Source organism: Macrococcus capreoli (assembly GCF_025628935.1).
GTDB classification, from domain to species: Bacteria; Bacillota; Bacilli; order Staphylococcales; family Staphylococcaceae; genus Macrococcoides; species Macrococcoides capreoli.
In genome coordinates this window covers 1-16,000 of sequence record NZ_JAOTIS010000010.1, presented here as the reverse complement: position 1 = coordinate 16,000, position 16,000 = coordinate 1, and the positions used below count along the sequence as shown (strand labels likewise).

The following is a 16,000-nucleotide window of genomic DNA, read 5'->3' as shown; positions in this document are numbered from 1 at the left end:
TTTTTTTGATGCTAATATATGTGACATGACTGATAAACGCGAATATCAGTCACTTCACGCGAAAATCATCATACATCCCAGGACTGATTTTACGTCGTTTCTATCACTTTTAATTCCAAACCGTACGACCGGGTGGTAATATGGTGTTAAGGAAAGAGGTGCATCATATTTGAAAAAGCGTAAACGCGGATGTTTAGGATGTTCAACATTATTACTCATCCCATTACTCATCATCACTCTATATGTTGGCTTTAATGTTTATAAAGGATTTCAAGTGGATATCGGTGAACTCCGTACAATCGAACAGAAAGAAACGTATGTCGCAACGAAAGATATGCAACCTTACGTGAAGAATGCATTTATTGCAGTTGAAGATAAACGATTTAATACACACGACGGCGTAGATTGGTTTGGTACTGGTCGCGCAATGCTCGTTTCATTAAAGAATGGAGAAGCTTCACAAGGCGGAAGTTCTATTACACAACAACTCGCTAAAACATACTTCTTCAATAACGAGAAGTCGATTTCCAGAAAGATTAAAGAAGTCGTTGTAGCTAAAAGAATTGAAAATAACTATACGAAAGAACAGATTTTAAGTTATTACTTAAATACAATTTATTTTGGTAATAACCATTATACGATTGAAAGTGCGGCCAATGCAGATTTCAACGTCAGCACACATAAAGATAATCAGTATTACCCGCAAATCTCAGTGTTACAAAGTGCACTTCTGGCGAGTACAATCAATGCACCATCGTTATATCATCCAGATCAATATGCATCAGATGATGCGTTAAAGACACGCACGAAGGCAACATTATCTAAGATGCGTGAGCAAAACTTTATCAACGACAATCAATACAATGAAGCAATAAGTGGTTTATAATATAAGTAAGATGAACGCTAAATTAATTTTTAGCGTTATTTTTATGGAGGTTTTACAATGGAGAAAAAAATCACTAGGATTGAAGTTCAGAAAAATAATAAAGAACGTTTTAACTTATATATCAATGGTGAATTTTTTGCGGGTATTGATGCAGCGACATATGTTTACTTTAATTTAAGAAAAGATTTAATATTAACGGATCAGCAATTAGTTGAAATCGGTGAGTATGACGGTTACCGTGTCGCCATTAATAAGGCGCTACAATATTTATCTTATAAGAAGCGCACGGAACAGGAAGTACGTCATTATTTAGCACAGCTTGAAGTGAATGCGCAAGCAGCAGACAAAGCGATACTTTATTGCAAAGACAACGGTTATATTAATCATGAAGATTATTGCATCAGCTTGATGAATACAATACTGAACACAACGGATAAAGGACCAGTATTTTATGCCCAAAAGTTGAAAGAACTTGGGGTTGAACAAAGCTTAATTGAGCGATACACAAATCAATTTGAATCGCTCATCACTGAAGAACGCATTGAAAGCATCGCAAATAAAATAATAAAAAAATATGAGAAAAAGCAATCAAGTCGTATGATTCAGCAAAAAATAATGCAAACACTTATTCAAAAAGGGTATAATTTGGATATTGCAAACGATGCTTTAAAAAATGTTAAAATAGAATCAAATGAAGATGCCCTTCAAAAAAATTTAGAAAAAGAAAGTAATCGATTATCCAGAAAGTATGAAGGATTTGAATTAAAACAAAAGATTACTCAGAGTTTAATGAGAAAAGGCTTTGAATACGATATAATAATAGAACGATTAAAGGAAAGTGGTTTAAGTGACTGAGAAAAAATTAATCGAAATGAATATGCATGAATTGCGAGAAATCGTTGGTATTTATCGCGAAAAGGCGCGTAAGGCTGAAACGATGGGTGTTGTTAATGAGTACGAAGTCTGGATGCGCAAAGCACTCATCGCTGAAAGTTATATGATAGATAGTGAAAAAATAGAAATAGGTAAAGTTTATCAATTGATCGGTAATCAAAAGGAATATTTTAAAGTTGAACGTATAAAAGGTGTATTTGCATGGGGATTTAGATTAGGTGCAACGCTTGACGAAGAGGGGATACCTTTAGCGCTGTTACAGCTTGATGCTTAAGGAGAGAAAAGATGTCAAATAATATTTTAGTAAGACTTGTTAACGTAACGAAATATTTTCGTCATGTCAGTGGCTTTTCAAAAATAAGAGATTTTATTATACCAGAATCTAAAAATCATAACGTTGAAGTTAAAGATGTCACAATTCATTTATATAAAGGTGAAATATTAGGATTAATTGGTTTACCAAATTCGGGGAAATCCGTCGTCGGTAAATTGATATCCAAAGTTGTTGCGCCCAATGAAGGTCGTGTAAAAAATGATTATCCAACTTTTCTAGCAAGTCATAATCACATTTTTGATGGTGAATCTTCTGTAAAACAATTAATAGAGTCTATATTTTTATCTTATAACTTACCGCTCAATTCATTTAATGAAAAGCGTAAAAATGTATTAGAATTTAGTGGCTTAAGTCAGAAAGAAATGGAATCGACAAACAAATTATCAACGTTTGAACGTTCAAAATTAATGATAACACTTGCGTATTTCTTAAAGCCTGATGTTATTATCTTCGATGATTTATATCACCATCTGGACGATGAATTTAAAAAGAAATTTGGAATGATTATCGATTTATTAGTGAAAGAAAGTAAATCGATTGTGTTGATTGAAACTGATATTGATTTTATTGAGAAGACGGCGAATTATATTACATGGATGAGTCATGGACAAGTAAGAAAGTCTGGTGTGCCGAGTGTTATCATGCCGCTCTACAGAAACTATATTAAAGATTATGAAAGCTGTCGCAACGACGATGAACGGGCACTATTTGATTTAAATTATAAAATGGGACGTTCGCTTCATCATGATGAAGGTGACAAACTAAGTCGCATTAAACGTTATGGTAGTGTAGTGTTTGATGAGCATCTGCAAAAGTTATTGACGATGAGTGCGCTTATATTATTTGGGATTGCATTAATGTTTGTTCTCTTACTCAATAATATTGGTGTTCCCGCTAAAGTAGCTGCTAATGAAGAAACGAGTATTGTAGAGAAGCCTAAGAAAGCATATGTGGATAAATATGCTTTTGGTGTGACGAACAAAGAGACGAAACTTACAAGTGAAAACAATAGTGTTACATTACCTGCCAATTCAACGTTAACGATTTCAGGCATCAACGACCAGGTCTATCGCGTGAATTTTGCTAAATCTGCGATGGATGTGAATAAGAAAGATATTATTTACATTAATCCAGCCGCTTTATATGATGAACATACTTTCGGTGAACTTGAAAAGTACATGTATAGTAACTACGTAAACTTTCGTGAGTTCTTTAACGGATATTTAGGAAAAACGCATCATACGATTAATAAAGAACTGTATCCAGAATCTAATCATCGCTATAAAGTGAAACTGACGAAAAATAAAATTTATTTACATTTTAATGATGCGAATATATTGAACGGTATTAGTTATCCGATTGAAAATGAAGCAGAACTTAAGAAGAAATTCGGTATTGAAGGCGATCAATGGATTGTCAAAATTGGAGAGGGATATGGCATTGCAGACTTTACAGAGCATGAATGGCTATATATTCAAATGTAGGTGTGAAATATGAATGAATTATTAAATACAATTAAATATATTCCGCATACGATAAAGAATGCATTAATAGAAATTTATTATAATCGTAAATTATACTCGCTATGGCTTGCGGTTAATTTAGTGTTAATCGCTGCAACATTCTTTTTATTAAATGTAAATGATAGTTTGCCGATTGATAAGTTATCTAAATTGTGGTCGCTCGCTGGCTATTTAGTATTTTTCTGGATTGCTTGTTCTGTTTATTTCTCGATGAGAATGTTGCAGTCGAGAGGATTTATGTTAAATATTACGAATACACCAACATATGTATTAACGAATGTTCAGATCATTAATTTTTTCATTTTATTTATGTTGTCGTTATTAATGTTATTTATATTAGCGGCTACGAATCATGTGGAATTTGATATTAGTTTTCTGTCGGTATTATATTTTTCGTTAGCTACAATTGTATTGCTAATGCCGATTTGTACACTTTTATCGTTGATGTCGCATTTAATATATAATATTCGAAGAGTAATTATGATTATTCTTGGAGTCATCTTTATCAGTGTACCGATATTGTGGGTGCCTTCAGATTTACCGGTATTATTCGTTAATATATTGAAACTCAATCCATTTTACTTTGTCGTGAATGGTATTCAGGAATCGGTAGTATTAGGGACAACACCATTTTTAAATTTACCGACACAGATGATATTTATATTTGAACTTATGTTAATTTATTTATGGTTTAATTATTTGTATAAAATATTAAAAGATGAAATTAACGTGAATAAAATTGAGTATACTGAACTTAAAAAGAAACAACATTTTGATTTAAATAATATAAGCATTGCGAAAATAAAAGCAATATATTTTGAAGATTAGAAAGGCACCATAAAATCTGTACAGATTTTATGGTGCTTTTCTAATCTTAATATGATTGTATATTCACACGCCCACGCATTAATTTCTTTTGTAATTTCTCTTCTGAGAACACCCATCCAGTATAACTATGTGTAACATGATACGTTTCATCCAGTGCAATAATTGCGACGAACGAATAATGTCCATTCTTTAAATAACGTAAATCGATAAAGCGTAATTCGTGACCATAATCAGTCTTAGTTACAGTCCATCGGTAAATCGAGCTGAAATTAATAAAGGCTTTAAAGTTATCATCATATTGTGCATACTGCATTAATGCTTTATCAGGAAATGGTACGCGTTTAAAACGATCACTAAAGTTGATTGAACGCTTATAACTACGTCCGATATAATCATGTGTATTCGTTTGTATCGCAATGCGCCATTCAAAAAATCGTATCGTTGGTGCTACGAACGTCTTAATAATCGTCTCATCTTTCGGAATAAGCTTAATCACTGCGCGTTTAATCGATTGTTGTAGTAGACGTCGCGTGATATAGTAGATGACGAGTATTATAAATAATGCTGAGAAAATATAAACTGGCGGTCCACCAAAGTACCATAATGCTATCGCGCATAAATGCAATATAAAGATAACCGGATCAAACGTATTAATTATTCCAATTTGAATCCATTTTTTAGTAAGTGGTCTCAACGCTTGTGTCCCGTAAGAATTGAAAATATCAACGAACACATGTAAAAATACTGCGATTTGCGCCCATAACCATATATGTAAATATTGTTGTTCTTTAAATATTAAGCAGACGAGCAGCGTGAGAACAATCGGCCAGAGGATTGTAAAAGGTATTGAATGTGTTATGCCGCGATGATTATTAATATAGACAGCATTGTTTTTTAATTTCAATACAGTATCAATATCTGGAATTTGTGAACCTACCATCACTGCAGTAACGACTGCCGGGTACATTGTAGAAATGGCGGGGTCGATTGTAGCAAGTCCTGCAAGTGCAACCCCCATAACAACATGAGTAGCAGTATCCATATACATCATTCCTTTCACAAATATTATAATCCAATTTTAAAGCATTGATACATCAATAGTATAAGTTTAACAATAAATTTAGAAAGTTGGTTGTTATGAAACATAACGAAACGTTTAGCAAAGATTTATTAGCATGGTTCTATCAACATAAACGCGAGATGCCTTGGCGTGAGACGAAAGATCCATATAAAATTTGGTTATCAGAAGTAATGTTACAACAAACTCAAGTCAACACGGTAAGAAATTATTATTTGCGATTTATCGATAGATTTCCGGATATCGAAACACTTGCCCAATCGTCAATAGATGAAGTTGCGAAATACTGGGAAGGTCTCGGTTATTATTCAAGGGTAAGAAATTTCCATGCAGCAATACGTGAAGTTCAGTCAGCGTATAATGGACAAGTGCCGAAAGATCCATCTACGTTTCTGTCATTAAAAGGTGTTGGGCCATATACGCAAGGTGCAGTGATGAGTATCGCATTTAATCACAAATTACCAGCAGTCGATGGCAACGTATATCGTGTGTTTTCAAGACTTGATAATGATGCATTCGATATTTCGAGTACGAAAGCACGCAAACACTTTGAAGCTAAAGTAATGGCAGTCATGCCTGACGCGGCAGGTGACTTTAATGAAGCATTGATGGAACTTGGGGCAACTGTTTGTACCCCGAAAGCTCCTTTATGTATAGTTTGTCCAGTCCGTGAACATTGCATGGCGTTTGAACAAGGCAATGTACTGGATTTGCCAGTTAAATTAAAGAAAGTTAAGAAGACAGTTCAGCAATATAAAGTACTGCTCATCCAGAAAGATGATCAAATTATTATTGAACAAAGACCAGAAACAGGATTATTAGCTTCGATGTGGCAATTTCCGATGTTTGAAATAGATACTCATGTCTCGGATATTGAAGCGCAAATGAATCTTTCACTGCATATTGAAGATGAACCATTTGTGAAGACAAAGCATCAATTTACGCATTTAGAATGGCAAATGGAAGTCTATTTAGCGTATACGAACAGCAAAGTTGCATTGCCTTATAAATTGATTGAGATTAAAGATAAAGGGACATTTAACTTTCCGGTATCTATGACGAACATCTTTGATAAATATGTAGATTATATTCAATAGGTTGAATTACGTTTATTGATGACTGAGTTGTGTTATAATTTAAAATGCAAAGATTATAAATTATAGGTGGTGTGGAATATGGTCAAAGAATCCATACCAAAAGAAGGCCAGAATGTTCAGATACAAAGTTATAAACATAACGGAAAAATCCACAGAGTCTGGTCTGAAACAACGATTTTAAAAGGGACGAATCACGTTATCATTGGGGGGAATAATCGAACGCTTGTAACTGAAAGTGATGGCAGAACATGGGTCACTCGAGAGCCGGCTATCGTATACTTTCATTCTGAGTATTGGTTTAATGTCATTTGTATGTTTAGAGAAGATGGTGTGTACTATTATTGCAATTTATCATCACCATTTATTTACGATACAGAGGCCATTAAATATATTGATTATGACTTAGATATTAAAGTCTATCCAAATGGTAAGTATCACTTATTGGATGAGGATGAGTATCAGCAACATATGAAACAGATGAATTATCCAAAAGAGATTGATGTTATCCTAAGACGAAACGTTGATATTTTGCAGCAATGGATTGAAAGGAAAAAGGGACCATTTGCGCCGGACTTCATTAAAGTGTGGCAAGAAAGATTTCATTTCCAGAAAAGAATGAAAGATTAAATCAACCTATGCGTTAGGTTGATTTAATTTTGTTAAAAGGAGATTTTACATGATAAAACGCTATATGCAGTTTGTTAAACCTTATTGGCTGCTCATTATTTTAACAATTGCAATTGGAATTCTAAAGTTTGGTATACCGTTATTGATTCCTTTACTGATTAAATATGTCATTGATGACGTCATTCAAAATGGTGCGATGAGTGTAGCAGAGAAGAAATCTGCTTTAATGAATTCATTATTAATATTCGGCTTTATCTTTGTAGTCATCCGTCCACCTGTTGAATACTATCGACAATATTTAGCGCAATGGACAAGTAACAAGATTTTATATGACATTCGTAAGAAATTATATAAACATTTACAAGCATTAAGTGTAAGGTTCTATTCAAATAATAAAGTTGGAGAAGTCATTTCGCGTGTGATAAATGATGTAGAGTCGACGAAAGACTTTATCGTAACTGGATTAATGAATGTATGGTTAGATTTAGTGACGATTATCATCGCACTTGCAATCATGTTTACGATGAGCGTGAAGTTAACGTTAATCTCATTAATTGTCTTCCCGTTCTATATGTTTAGTATTTATTATTTCTTTGGTAACTTACGTAAATTAACACGTGCACGTAGTCAATCACTTGCTGAAGTGCAAGGATTTTTACATGAGCGTGTGCAAGGGATGACTGTCATTAAGACTTTTGCAATTGAAGAGGAAGAGAACGAACGCTTTAATAAACGTAATAAGAATTTCTTAACGAAAGCGACAGATCACACGCGATGGAATGCTAAAAGTTTCGCGGTTATCAATACGATTACAGATATCGGACCGCTACTCGTTGTAGGATTTGGTGCTTATTTAGTCATTGAAGGCGGACTAACTGTGGGTAGTCTAGCAGCATTTATTGCATATTTAGATCGTTTATACGGACCATTACGTCGATTAGTCTCATCATCTACTACATTGACGCAAAGTATGGCATCGATGGATCGTATGTTCCAGTTATTTGATGAACCATATGATGTGAAAGATGAGCCACATGCACGCGATATTAAAGTGCAGCATGGTGATATAAGCTTTAAAAATGTAGGCTTTAAATATAATGAGGGGGATAACGAAGTATTACACAACGTTAACCTTGAAATTAACAGTGGTGAAACAGTTGCCTTTGTCGGTATGAGTGGTGGCGGTAAATCAACGATGATTAGTTTAATTCCTAGATTTTATGATGTGACGAGTGGTGCGATTGAGATAGATCATGTCCCATTGAAAGATTACTCAATTGAAAGCTTACGTACACAAATCGGTATGGTAATGCAGGATAATATATTATTCTCAGAATCTATTAGAGAAAATATATTACTTGGTAAACCGAATGCGACTGAAGAAGAAATGATTTATGCAGCGAAACTTGCCAATGCACATGACTTTATCATGAGCTTACCAGATGGATATGATACAGAAGTCGGTGAGCGCGGTGTGAAATTATCAGGCGGTCAGAAACAACGTGTAGCGATATCACGTGTGTTCTTAAAGAATCCACCGATTTTAATTCTGGATGAAGCGACGAGTGCGCTGGATTTAGAAAGTGAAGCGGTGATTCAGGAAGCATTAGAAACATTATCGAAAGATAGAACAACAGTGATTGTTGCTCACAGATTATCTACGATTACACATGCGGATAAGATTGTTGTTATTCAAAATGGTGAAATTGTCGAAATAGGTACACATCAGGAATTAATGCATAATAAATCACATTATTATAATTTATATTCAATACAACATTTAGATGCGGAATAGCTTTGTATGAATGAACCCCCTATAGTATGATAGAAATATCATGCATAGGGGGTTATTATTTTGGACTTATTACAAACAATTCAATTGATTGTGGATACAGTTCTGTTAGTTATCTTTTTGATTGTTGCGATTGGCATCATTTCTTTAATCTTTGTCGATAAGAAACAACATCAACATAGTATATTAAGGAACTATCCTGTACTTGGGCGAGTACGTTATTTCTTTGAGAAGATTGGGCCAGAAATGCGACAATATTTAATTCAATCGGACAATGAGTCAACGCCATTTTCCAGAAAAGATTATTTAGATGTTGTGAAAGCAGGTAAATATAAATCTCGTATCGGTGGATTTGGTTCCAGACGTGACTTTAATGCACCAGGATTTTATATTCAAAACTCAATATTTCCGAAGCAGCCGAATGAACTTGCAGTGGATCAGCAAACGAAAGTTAATACGAAAGTATATAAATTAGATGCAGAAGGATTATTTTCAAGGAAAGAGCATCGAGAAGAGGCGTCAGTTGATCCATATATGTTAACAGATGAACATGCTGTTGTGTTAGGGGCAAACCGCAAACATCCATTTTACGTGAAACGATTAATCGGACAGTCAGGTATGAGTTATGGAGCTTTAGGTAAAAATGCAATTTCTGCTCTGTCAAAAGGTTTAGGATTAGCTACAACGTGGATGAATACAGGTGAAGGTGGCTTAAGTGATCATCACTTAAGCGGGCAATGTGATATTATTTTTCAAATCGGACCTGGATTATTCGGAGTGCGAGATGAGGATGGTAATTTCAGTGAAGAGCATTTTATGAAGAAGGCGAATAACGAATATGTGAAAGCATTTGAGATTAAACTTGCACAAGGGGCTAAGACGCGTGGTGGCCACGTTGAAGCGGAGAAGGTTACTGAAGAGATTGCACGTATTCGTAATGTTAAACCTTATACAACAATCAACTCACCGAATAGATTTACGTTTATGGAGAATAATATTGATCTGTTAAACTTTGTAGCGCGATTACAAACGTTAAGTGGTAAACCAGTAGGATTTAAGATGGTTGTCGGTAACTTAGACATGCTCTATAGTTTAGTGGCTGATATGAAATCAACAGGTATTTATCCGGATTTTATTACGATTGATGGTGGTGAAGGGGGAACAGGTGCAACGTATCAGGAATTAGAAGATACTGTTGGACTACCGTTATTCTCAGGGTTACCGATATTAAATGCAGTGCTTGTTGAGAATGGCTTGAGAGATGATATTAAGATTATTGCTTCAGGTAAATTAATTACACCAGATAAAGTGGCGATTGCTTTAGGGTTAGGTGCAGATTTAGTACAAGTTGCACGTGCAATGATGATGAGTGTTGGATGTATTATGGCACAACAATGTCATACGAATGATTGTCCTGTCGGTGTTGCCACAACGGATCCAGAGAAAGAAAAAGGATTAGTGGTAGAAGAGAAACAGTATCGTGTGACGAACTATGTCGTTAGTATGCATGAAGGACTATTTAATTTAGCGGCAGCATGCGGGGTTGAGAGTCCGACACAAATTAAAGCGAAACATTTGTTATATCGTACTGAGAATGGTGAAATTATAACTGGTGAGCAGTATGTGAATAGAATGTATAAAGCTTTGAAAGAAGTAAGTTAATGAACAGCAGCAAACTCTATAGGGTTTGCTGTTTTTTGTTGTAATTGGGTTTGAGAATCGTGGTTGAAATTTGGATTGAAATTGGAGAATCCCCAATTTCAGTACTACATAATGACTGATACAACCTTCAATGGGGTAAACTAATCTTTGAGGTGATTGAATTGGATTTGAGTTTTCTAAAAGATGATACAATACATGCAGCAAAACATTTGCTAGGTAAAAAAATAACTACCAATATCGACGGTAAAATTACGAGTGGCTATATCACTGAAGTAGAAGCATATTTAGGTGAGCTTGATAAGGCAGCACATACATATCAATTAAAAAGAAATAAGAAGAATGAAATGATGTATCGTGATTATGGTGGGATTTATGTTTATACGATGCACGGACATCATTGTATGAATTTTATAACACGTGATGTAGCGCATCCTGAAGGGGTTCTGATCAGAGGGATTGAACCAGTTGAAGGAATTAATACGATGATTGCAAGACGCGGTAGAAATGTCAATTTAACAGATGGGCCTGGTAAGTTAACACAAAGTTTAGGTGTGAAGCGAGATTTGCATAATGGTCTCAGACTTAATGAAGGGCCGATTCAAATTTCTGAAGGGAAAATTCCTAAAGTCATTATCGGAAGTAAACGAATTGGCATTGATAATAAAGAGGAAGCAGTGGAATATTTATATCGATTTACGGTGCAGGGCAATCCATATGTCTCAAAGGATCGAGTAAAAGTAGAAGACAATAATGGATGGCAATAAAAAAAGACTATTAATCGTTATTGATTAATAGTCTAAACGCATTTCAGACCGTCTCTTCCTATATATCAACGCTTTCATTTTGTATCGTAATCTTCTTATCATCTTTATGATACTTATAGAAACTATGCGTAATACGGTCCAGATGTTCGAGGCGATCTCGGTAATCAAATATGGTGCCGATGACAATAAGCACATGTTCCTTACTATACTCTGGATCCTTTGCTTGATTAATTTCTCTTAAGAATGCGTCTAATATATTTTCTTTAAATGCTTCGTTAATCATATAATTGTCGTCAATTTTATTAGCTGGAACTTTCTGAGATACACGCATCAGTATTTCTTCATGTATCGTCATCAATTCATCAAGTTCAAATTTTATTTGTATTTTCAAATCTTCAGGTAAATTTATCACATCATTTTCATAACGATGCAGTTTTCTAAGTACATCGTGTGCACGTCGAGTTGCCAGAATGATTTCTTTAAAGATAATTTTTTTTCGAATGTTACGAATGCTGCCTTTTTTAGAATAGGCGCGCTCTTCTTTATATAAGTTGTACTGTTCTTCTACTTTTTCAATTCTACTTCGTATATCATCAATATCACGTTTAACCGCATGGAATTCAGTAGAACCGTTTATTTCTAAACGAATCCATTTAAAGATATCACCACTTATATTTAAACAGTTGTAATACATTTTCGTTTCAAATTTAGGTGGTAAAAATAATGTGTTTACAACGAATGCACTTAATACGCCGATCATGACGAACGTAAATCGATAGGCAGCAGATTCTAAGAAATTACCATCCTGATGATCCATAATAATGAGCTGTGTCACAACAGCTAATCCTGTAACATGAGATAAGTTAAAACGTTGTAAAATTGAGATAAGTAATATAGATGTAATACCGATAATCACAATATGGAAACCGAATAAATGTGCCATAATTACAGCTAATACTGCGCCGATAAGGTTTCCCTGGAACTGTTCAATAATTGTTTTGAAGGATCGGTATACATTCGGTTGCATAGCGAATAGTGCTGAGATACCAGCAACAATAGCGCCGGGTGCGTTAAATGCGTGTGCAATAAATAATGAAATAATAATTGCAATGCCTGTTTTTAATATACGTGCGCCTAATTTCATATCATCTATCTACCTCATTATTTAATTGATAGTACACTTATACATGAATTTTATTTATTTTTCAATAGACATTTCTTTGAATGCATTTTCAACAGCAACTAATGTGTCCTTAATATCCTGTTCAGTGTGCTCTGTTGTGATAAACCACGCTTCATACTTAGAAGGAGCTAAGTTGATGCCTTGGTTTAACATTAATTTGAAGAACTTCGCGAATGCCTCTCCGTCAGTATTCTCAGCTTGTTCGTAGTTTACTACTGTTTCATCAGTGAAGTAGATTGTCATCGCACCTTTTAAACGGTTAATCGTTGCACGAATGTTGTATTTTTGAATTAATTCAAGCATACCGTCTTCTAATAATTTACCTAATCGATCTAATTCTTCATACACACCATCTTGTTTAATGACTTCAAGTAAAGCGATACCTGCCTGCATACTTAATGGGTTACCAGCCATTGTACCAGCTTGATATGTCGGTCCAAGTGGCGCAACGTGTTCCATAATATCCTGGCGACCACCATAAGCACCGATTGGCAATCCACCACCGATTACTTTACCGAATGCTGTTAAATCAGGTTTCACACCTAATAAATCTTGTGCACCGCCATACATGAAACGGAATGCTGTAATGACTTCATCGTAAATTACTAGTGCACCATGTTCGTGTGCAATATCGTTGACTGCTTGCAAGAAACCTTCTTTTGGTTCTACAATACCGAAGTTCCCAACGATAGGTTCAACTAATACCCCGGCAATTTGATCACCGAAATGATGGAACGCTTCTTTAAATTGCTCGATATCATTAAAAGGCACTGTAATTACTTCTTGCGCTACACTTTTAGGCACACCCGCAGAGTCAGGCGTCCCAAGCTGAGAAGGACCACTACCTGCTGCAACTAATACTAAGTCTGAGTGACCGTGATAACATCCAGCAAATTTGATGATTTTATCACGTTTTGTAAATGCTCTTGCAACACGAATCGTTGTCATAACAGCTTCAGTACCTGAATTCACGAAACGTACTTTCTCTAATGATGGTATTGCTTCTTTTAACATTTCAGCAAATATCACTTCGTGTTCTGTAGGTGTTCCGTATAATACACCATTTTCTGCAGCGCGTTTGATCGCTTTAGTAATATGTGGATGTGCATGCCCGGTAATAATCGGACCATATGCTGCTAAATAATCGATATACTTATTCCCATCAACATCATAGAAGTAAGCACCTTCACCGCGAGCCATAACAACAGGAGCACCTCCGCCAACAGCTTTATATGATCGTGAAGGTGAGTTAACGCCACCTAGAATTGCTTCGTTTGCGCGTTTTTGTATACGTTCAGAATTTGTAAAATCCATTTTATCAACCTCTTTTGTTTAGTATTTTCGTCTACTATACTATCATAGTAATAAAGAAATTTTGATTAGGAGGATTAAAATGTTGAAAATTGGTGATAATTTACCTGCATTTGCAATGGAAAATCAAAATGGAGAAGTTGTAACGAACGAATCTTTACTAGGACAAAAGACAATATTGTATTTTTATCCGAGAGATAACACGCCGACATGCACGATACAAGCATGTGACTTTAATGATAATTTAGAAAACTTGAATGATTTAGGTGTTCAAGTATATGGTGTTAGTGGTGATAGTAAGACGAAACACACTAATTTTATTAACAAACACAATTTAAAGTTTGATTTACTTGTTGATGAAAACTATCAATATTCGGAAACGCTCAATATTTATCGTATGAAGAAATCGTTCGGGAAAGAATCAATGGGGATTGTAAGAACGACAATTATATTAGATGAGGAAAATAAAGTATTAGCTTACTTCGATGGTGTTAAAGTAAAACAGCAAATGGAAGAGATTCATAAAGTGTTGAAATAATGAATTTGAATGCCAAATGAGGATAGTCATTTGACATTGTTGAAAAAAAGAATGTAAAATAGAATTACTATAAAGTAGAAACGAGGTGTTATGATGTCAGCTGAATTAAATATGGAACATATGCTTGACGAAGCGATTCAAAGTTTACGTAAAACTGGCGTGAGAATAACACCGCAAAGACAAGCAGTATTAAAGTTTTTAATTGAATCAAACAGTCATCCAACTGCTGATGAAATTTATAAAGCTTTATCTCCTCAATTTTCAAATATGAGTGTCGCAACGGTTTACAACAATTTAAAAGTATTTAAGGATAGTGGACTTGTTAAAGAGTTAACTTACGGAGATGCAGCGAGTCGTTACGATTTTGAAACAGATAATCATTATCATGTTATATGTAGTGAGTGTGGTAAGATTACAGATTTTCATTATCCACGATTAGATGAAGTTGAACATATTGCACAACATATTACAAGTTTTGCTGTAACCCACCATCGTATGGAGATATACGGTGTTTGTCCTGAATGTCTCAATAAAAAAGGAAATCGCAATTAGCGATTTCCTTTATTTTTTATCTGATTCATTGTGTGATAATTGTGCTTCTAATGCTTTACTTTTTCTTGCATTGTTATAATCTTCGTTAAATTCTTTACCTTCCAGGTCTGGATCTAACGTTAATGGCTGGTTGCAGTTTGCGCAAATATCGGCACGACCTAACATTTTTGTATACTGCTCGCAATTAGGACAGCGTACTTGAATCGTTTTCGTTGAAAGCATACCAATCCAGAAATAAACGACAAAACTAATTAAGAATAAAATAGTTCCTAATAACAAGAAAAGTGAAAAGATAAGCTGGCTATGATAGAAATAGAATATTGCCGATCCAATATACATAACGATCATCGCAAGAAAAATTAAACCTAAAGCCCATGAGCGGATGCGATTTATTTTACTTGTTGGTTTTTTACTAAATAATTTCAAACCATCATCTCCTATATAATACTGAAAAGCATTATATCATAATTTCGTTGCACAAATATAGCGAATAGAAATGAAGTTTGTTTTAGATATTGAAGTATTCCTGATATTATTTCTAAGTATTGAGCTAGTAGTTAAAGTAAACAATCCAGTAATCTAAATATAGAAAGAAAAAAATCATAAAAAAATTAAGAAAAAGTATTGACGAAAGATATTCAACTTGTTAAGATATAAAAGTCGCTGAAAACAAGCGACACAACAAAATTACATCGAAAAAAACAAGTTGAAAAAGTGTAAAACTAACACTTGAAACTTTGTTCTAAGCGCTGTAATATAATAAAGCAAGTTAAATTACTGCTTGAGAAAATGTTTGAAAGAACATAATCAAGCGAGTGTAAAACTTCTTAAAAATAAGTGTTGCAAAGAGTTGAGGGTTATGTTAATATTAATTCTTGTAACGCGAAAAAATGAACATTGAAAACTGAATGACAATATGTCAACGTTAATA

Annotated in this window: 16 protein-coding genes; 12 read left to right on the top strand and 4 right to left on the bottom strand. The window is 34.5% G+C overall.

Annotation, left to right across the window (positions count from 1 at the left end):
• Positions 1-169: 169 nt before the first annotated feature.
• Genes OCL94_RS08475 through OCL94_RS08455 form a run of 5 tightly spaced genes read left to right on the top strand, consistent with a single transcriptional unit; the run spans position 170 to position 4,465 of the window.
• Positions 170-886, top strand: a complete 717-nt coding sequence (locus OCL94_RS08475) for a glycosyltransferase (RefSeq protein WP_262996489.1) — start codon at positions 170-172, stop codon at positions 884-886.
• Between the two features lie 57 nt (positions 887-943).
• Positions 944-1,741, top strand: a complete 798-nt coding sequence (gene recX, locus OCL94_RS08470; RefSeq protein WP_262996488.1) for a recombination regulator RecX — start codon at positions 944-946, stop codon at positions 1,739-1,741.
• Complete coding sequence (locus OCL94_RS08465; protein ID WP_262996487.1) at positions 1,734-2,054, top strand: YfhH family protein; 321 nt, start codon at positions 1,734-1,736, stop codon at positions 2,052-2,054. The genes recX and OCL94_RS08465 overlap by 8 nt, the downstream gene beginning before the upstream one ends.
• An 11-nt stretch (positions 2,055-2,065) precedes the next feature.
• The gene (locus OCL94_RS08460) at positions 2,066-3,598 is read left to right on the top strand and encodes an ATP-binding cassette domain-containing protein (RefSeq protein ID WP_262996486.1); all 1,533 of its coding nucleotides are present in this window, start codon (positions 2,066-2,068) and stop codon (positions 3,596-3,598) included.
• Between the two features lie 9 nt (positions 3,599-3,607).
• On the top strand, positions 3,608-4,465 hold the full coding sequence (locus OCL94_RS08455; protein WP_262996485.1) for a hypothetical protein: 858 nt from the start codon (positions 3,608-3,610) through the stop codon (positions 4,463-4,465).
• A gap of 46 nt (positions 4,466-4,511) precedes the next feature.
• Here the strand turns inward: OCL94_RS08455 and OCL94_RS08450 are convergent, their stop codons facing one another.
• A complete protein-coding gene (locus OCL94_RS08450; protein ID WP_262996484.1) occupies positions 4,512-5,507 on the bottom strand; it encodes a metal-dependent hydrolase in 996 nt (331 codons plus the stop codon).
• Positions 5,508-5,602: 95 nt separating this feature from the next.
• On the opposite strand from OCL94_RS08450, the gene mutY reads away from it, so the two are divergent.
• The 5 genes from mutY to OCL94_RS08425 all read left to right on the top strand — a co-directional run bounded on the left by mutY (position 5,603) and on the right by OCL94_RS08425 (position 11,485).
• Positions 5,603-6,640, top strand: coding sequence for an A/G-specific adenine glycosylase (gene mutY / locus OCL94_RS08445; protein ID WP_262996483.1), 1,038 nt, complete (start codon positions 5,603-5,605; stop codon positions 6,638-6,640).
• Positions 6,641-6,718: 78 nt separating this feature from the next.
• Positions 6,719-7,267 carry a nucleoside tri-diphosphate phosphatase gene (gene ntdP / locus OCL94_RS08440; RefSeq protein WP_262996482.1) on the top strand — a complete coding sequence of 183 codons (549 nt, stop codon included), beginning with the start codon at positions 6,719-6,721 and terminating at the stop codon, positions 7,265-7,267.
• A 49-nt stretch (positions 7,268-7,316) separates the two neighbouring features.
• On the top strand, positions 7,317-9,062 hold the full coding sequence (locus OCL94_RS08435; RefSeq protein WP_262996481.1) for an ABC transporter ATP-binding protein: 1,746 nt from the start codon (positions 7,317-7,319) through the stop codon (positions 9,060-9,062).
• Positions 9,063-9,122: 60 nt separating this feature from the next.
• Entirely contained in the window at positions 9,123-10,721 is a 1,599-nt protein-coding gene (locus OCL94_RS08430; protein ID WP_262996480.1) for an FMN-binding glutamate synthase family protein, read from the top strand.
• Positions 10,722-10,873: 152 nt separating this feature from the next.
• Positions 10,874-11,485 (top strand): DNA-3-methyladenine glycosylase, encoded by a 612-nt coding sequence (locus OCL94_RS08425; protein WP_262996479.1) that lies wholly within the window; start codon positions 10,874-10,876, stop codon positions 11,483-11,485.
• Positions 11,486-11,543: 58 nt separating this feature from the next.
• Here OCL94_RS08425 and OCL94_RS08420 read toward each other — a convergent pair whose 3' ends face one another.
• Positions 11,544-12,629, bottom strand: coding sequence for an FUSC family protein (locus tag OCL94_RS08420; protein ID WP_262996478.1), 1,086 nt, complete (start codon positions 12,627-12,629; stop codon positions 11,544-11,546).
• Positions 12,630-12,683: 54 nt separating this feature from the next.
• Positions 12,684-13,982, bottom strand: coding sequence for a glutamate-1-semialdehyde 2,1-aminomutase (locus OCL94_RS08415; RefSeq protein WP_262996477.1), 1,299 nt, complete (start codon positions 13,980-13,982; stop codon positions 12,684-12,686).
• Between the two features lie 79 nt (positions 13,983-14,061).
• Between OCL94_RS08415 and OCL94_RS08410 the strand changes: the two genes are divergently transcribed.
• On the top strand, positions 14,062-14,517 hold the full coding sequence (locus tag OCL94_RS08410) for a peroxiredoxin (RefSeq protein ID WP_262996476.1): 456 nt from the start codon (positions 14,062-14,064) through the stop codon (positions 14,515-14,517).
• A gap of 93 nt (positions 14,518-14,610) precedes the next feature.
• Positions 14,611-15,069: a peroxide-responsive transcriptional repressor PerR gene (gene perR, locus OCL94_RS08405; RefSeq protein ID WP_262996475.1), complete on the top strand. Its 459-nt coding sequence runs from the start codon at positions 14,611-14,613 to the stop codon at positions 15,067-15,069.
• A gap of 9 nt (positions 15,070-15,078) precedes the next feature.
• Here perR and OCL94_RS08400 read toward each other — a convergent pair whose 3' ends face one another.
• Positions 15,079-15,495, bottom strand: a complete 417-nt coding sequence (locus OCL94_RS08400; RefSeq protein ID WP_262996474.1) for a YgzB family protein — start codon at positions 15,493-15,495, stop codon at positions 15,079-15,081.
• Positions 15,496-16,000 lie beyond the last annotated feature (505 nt).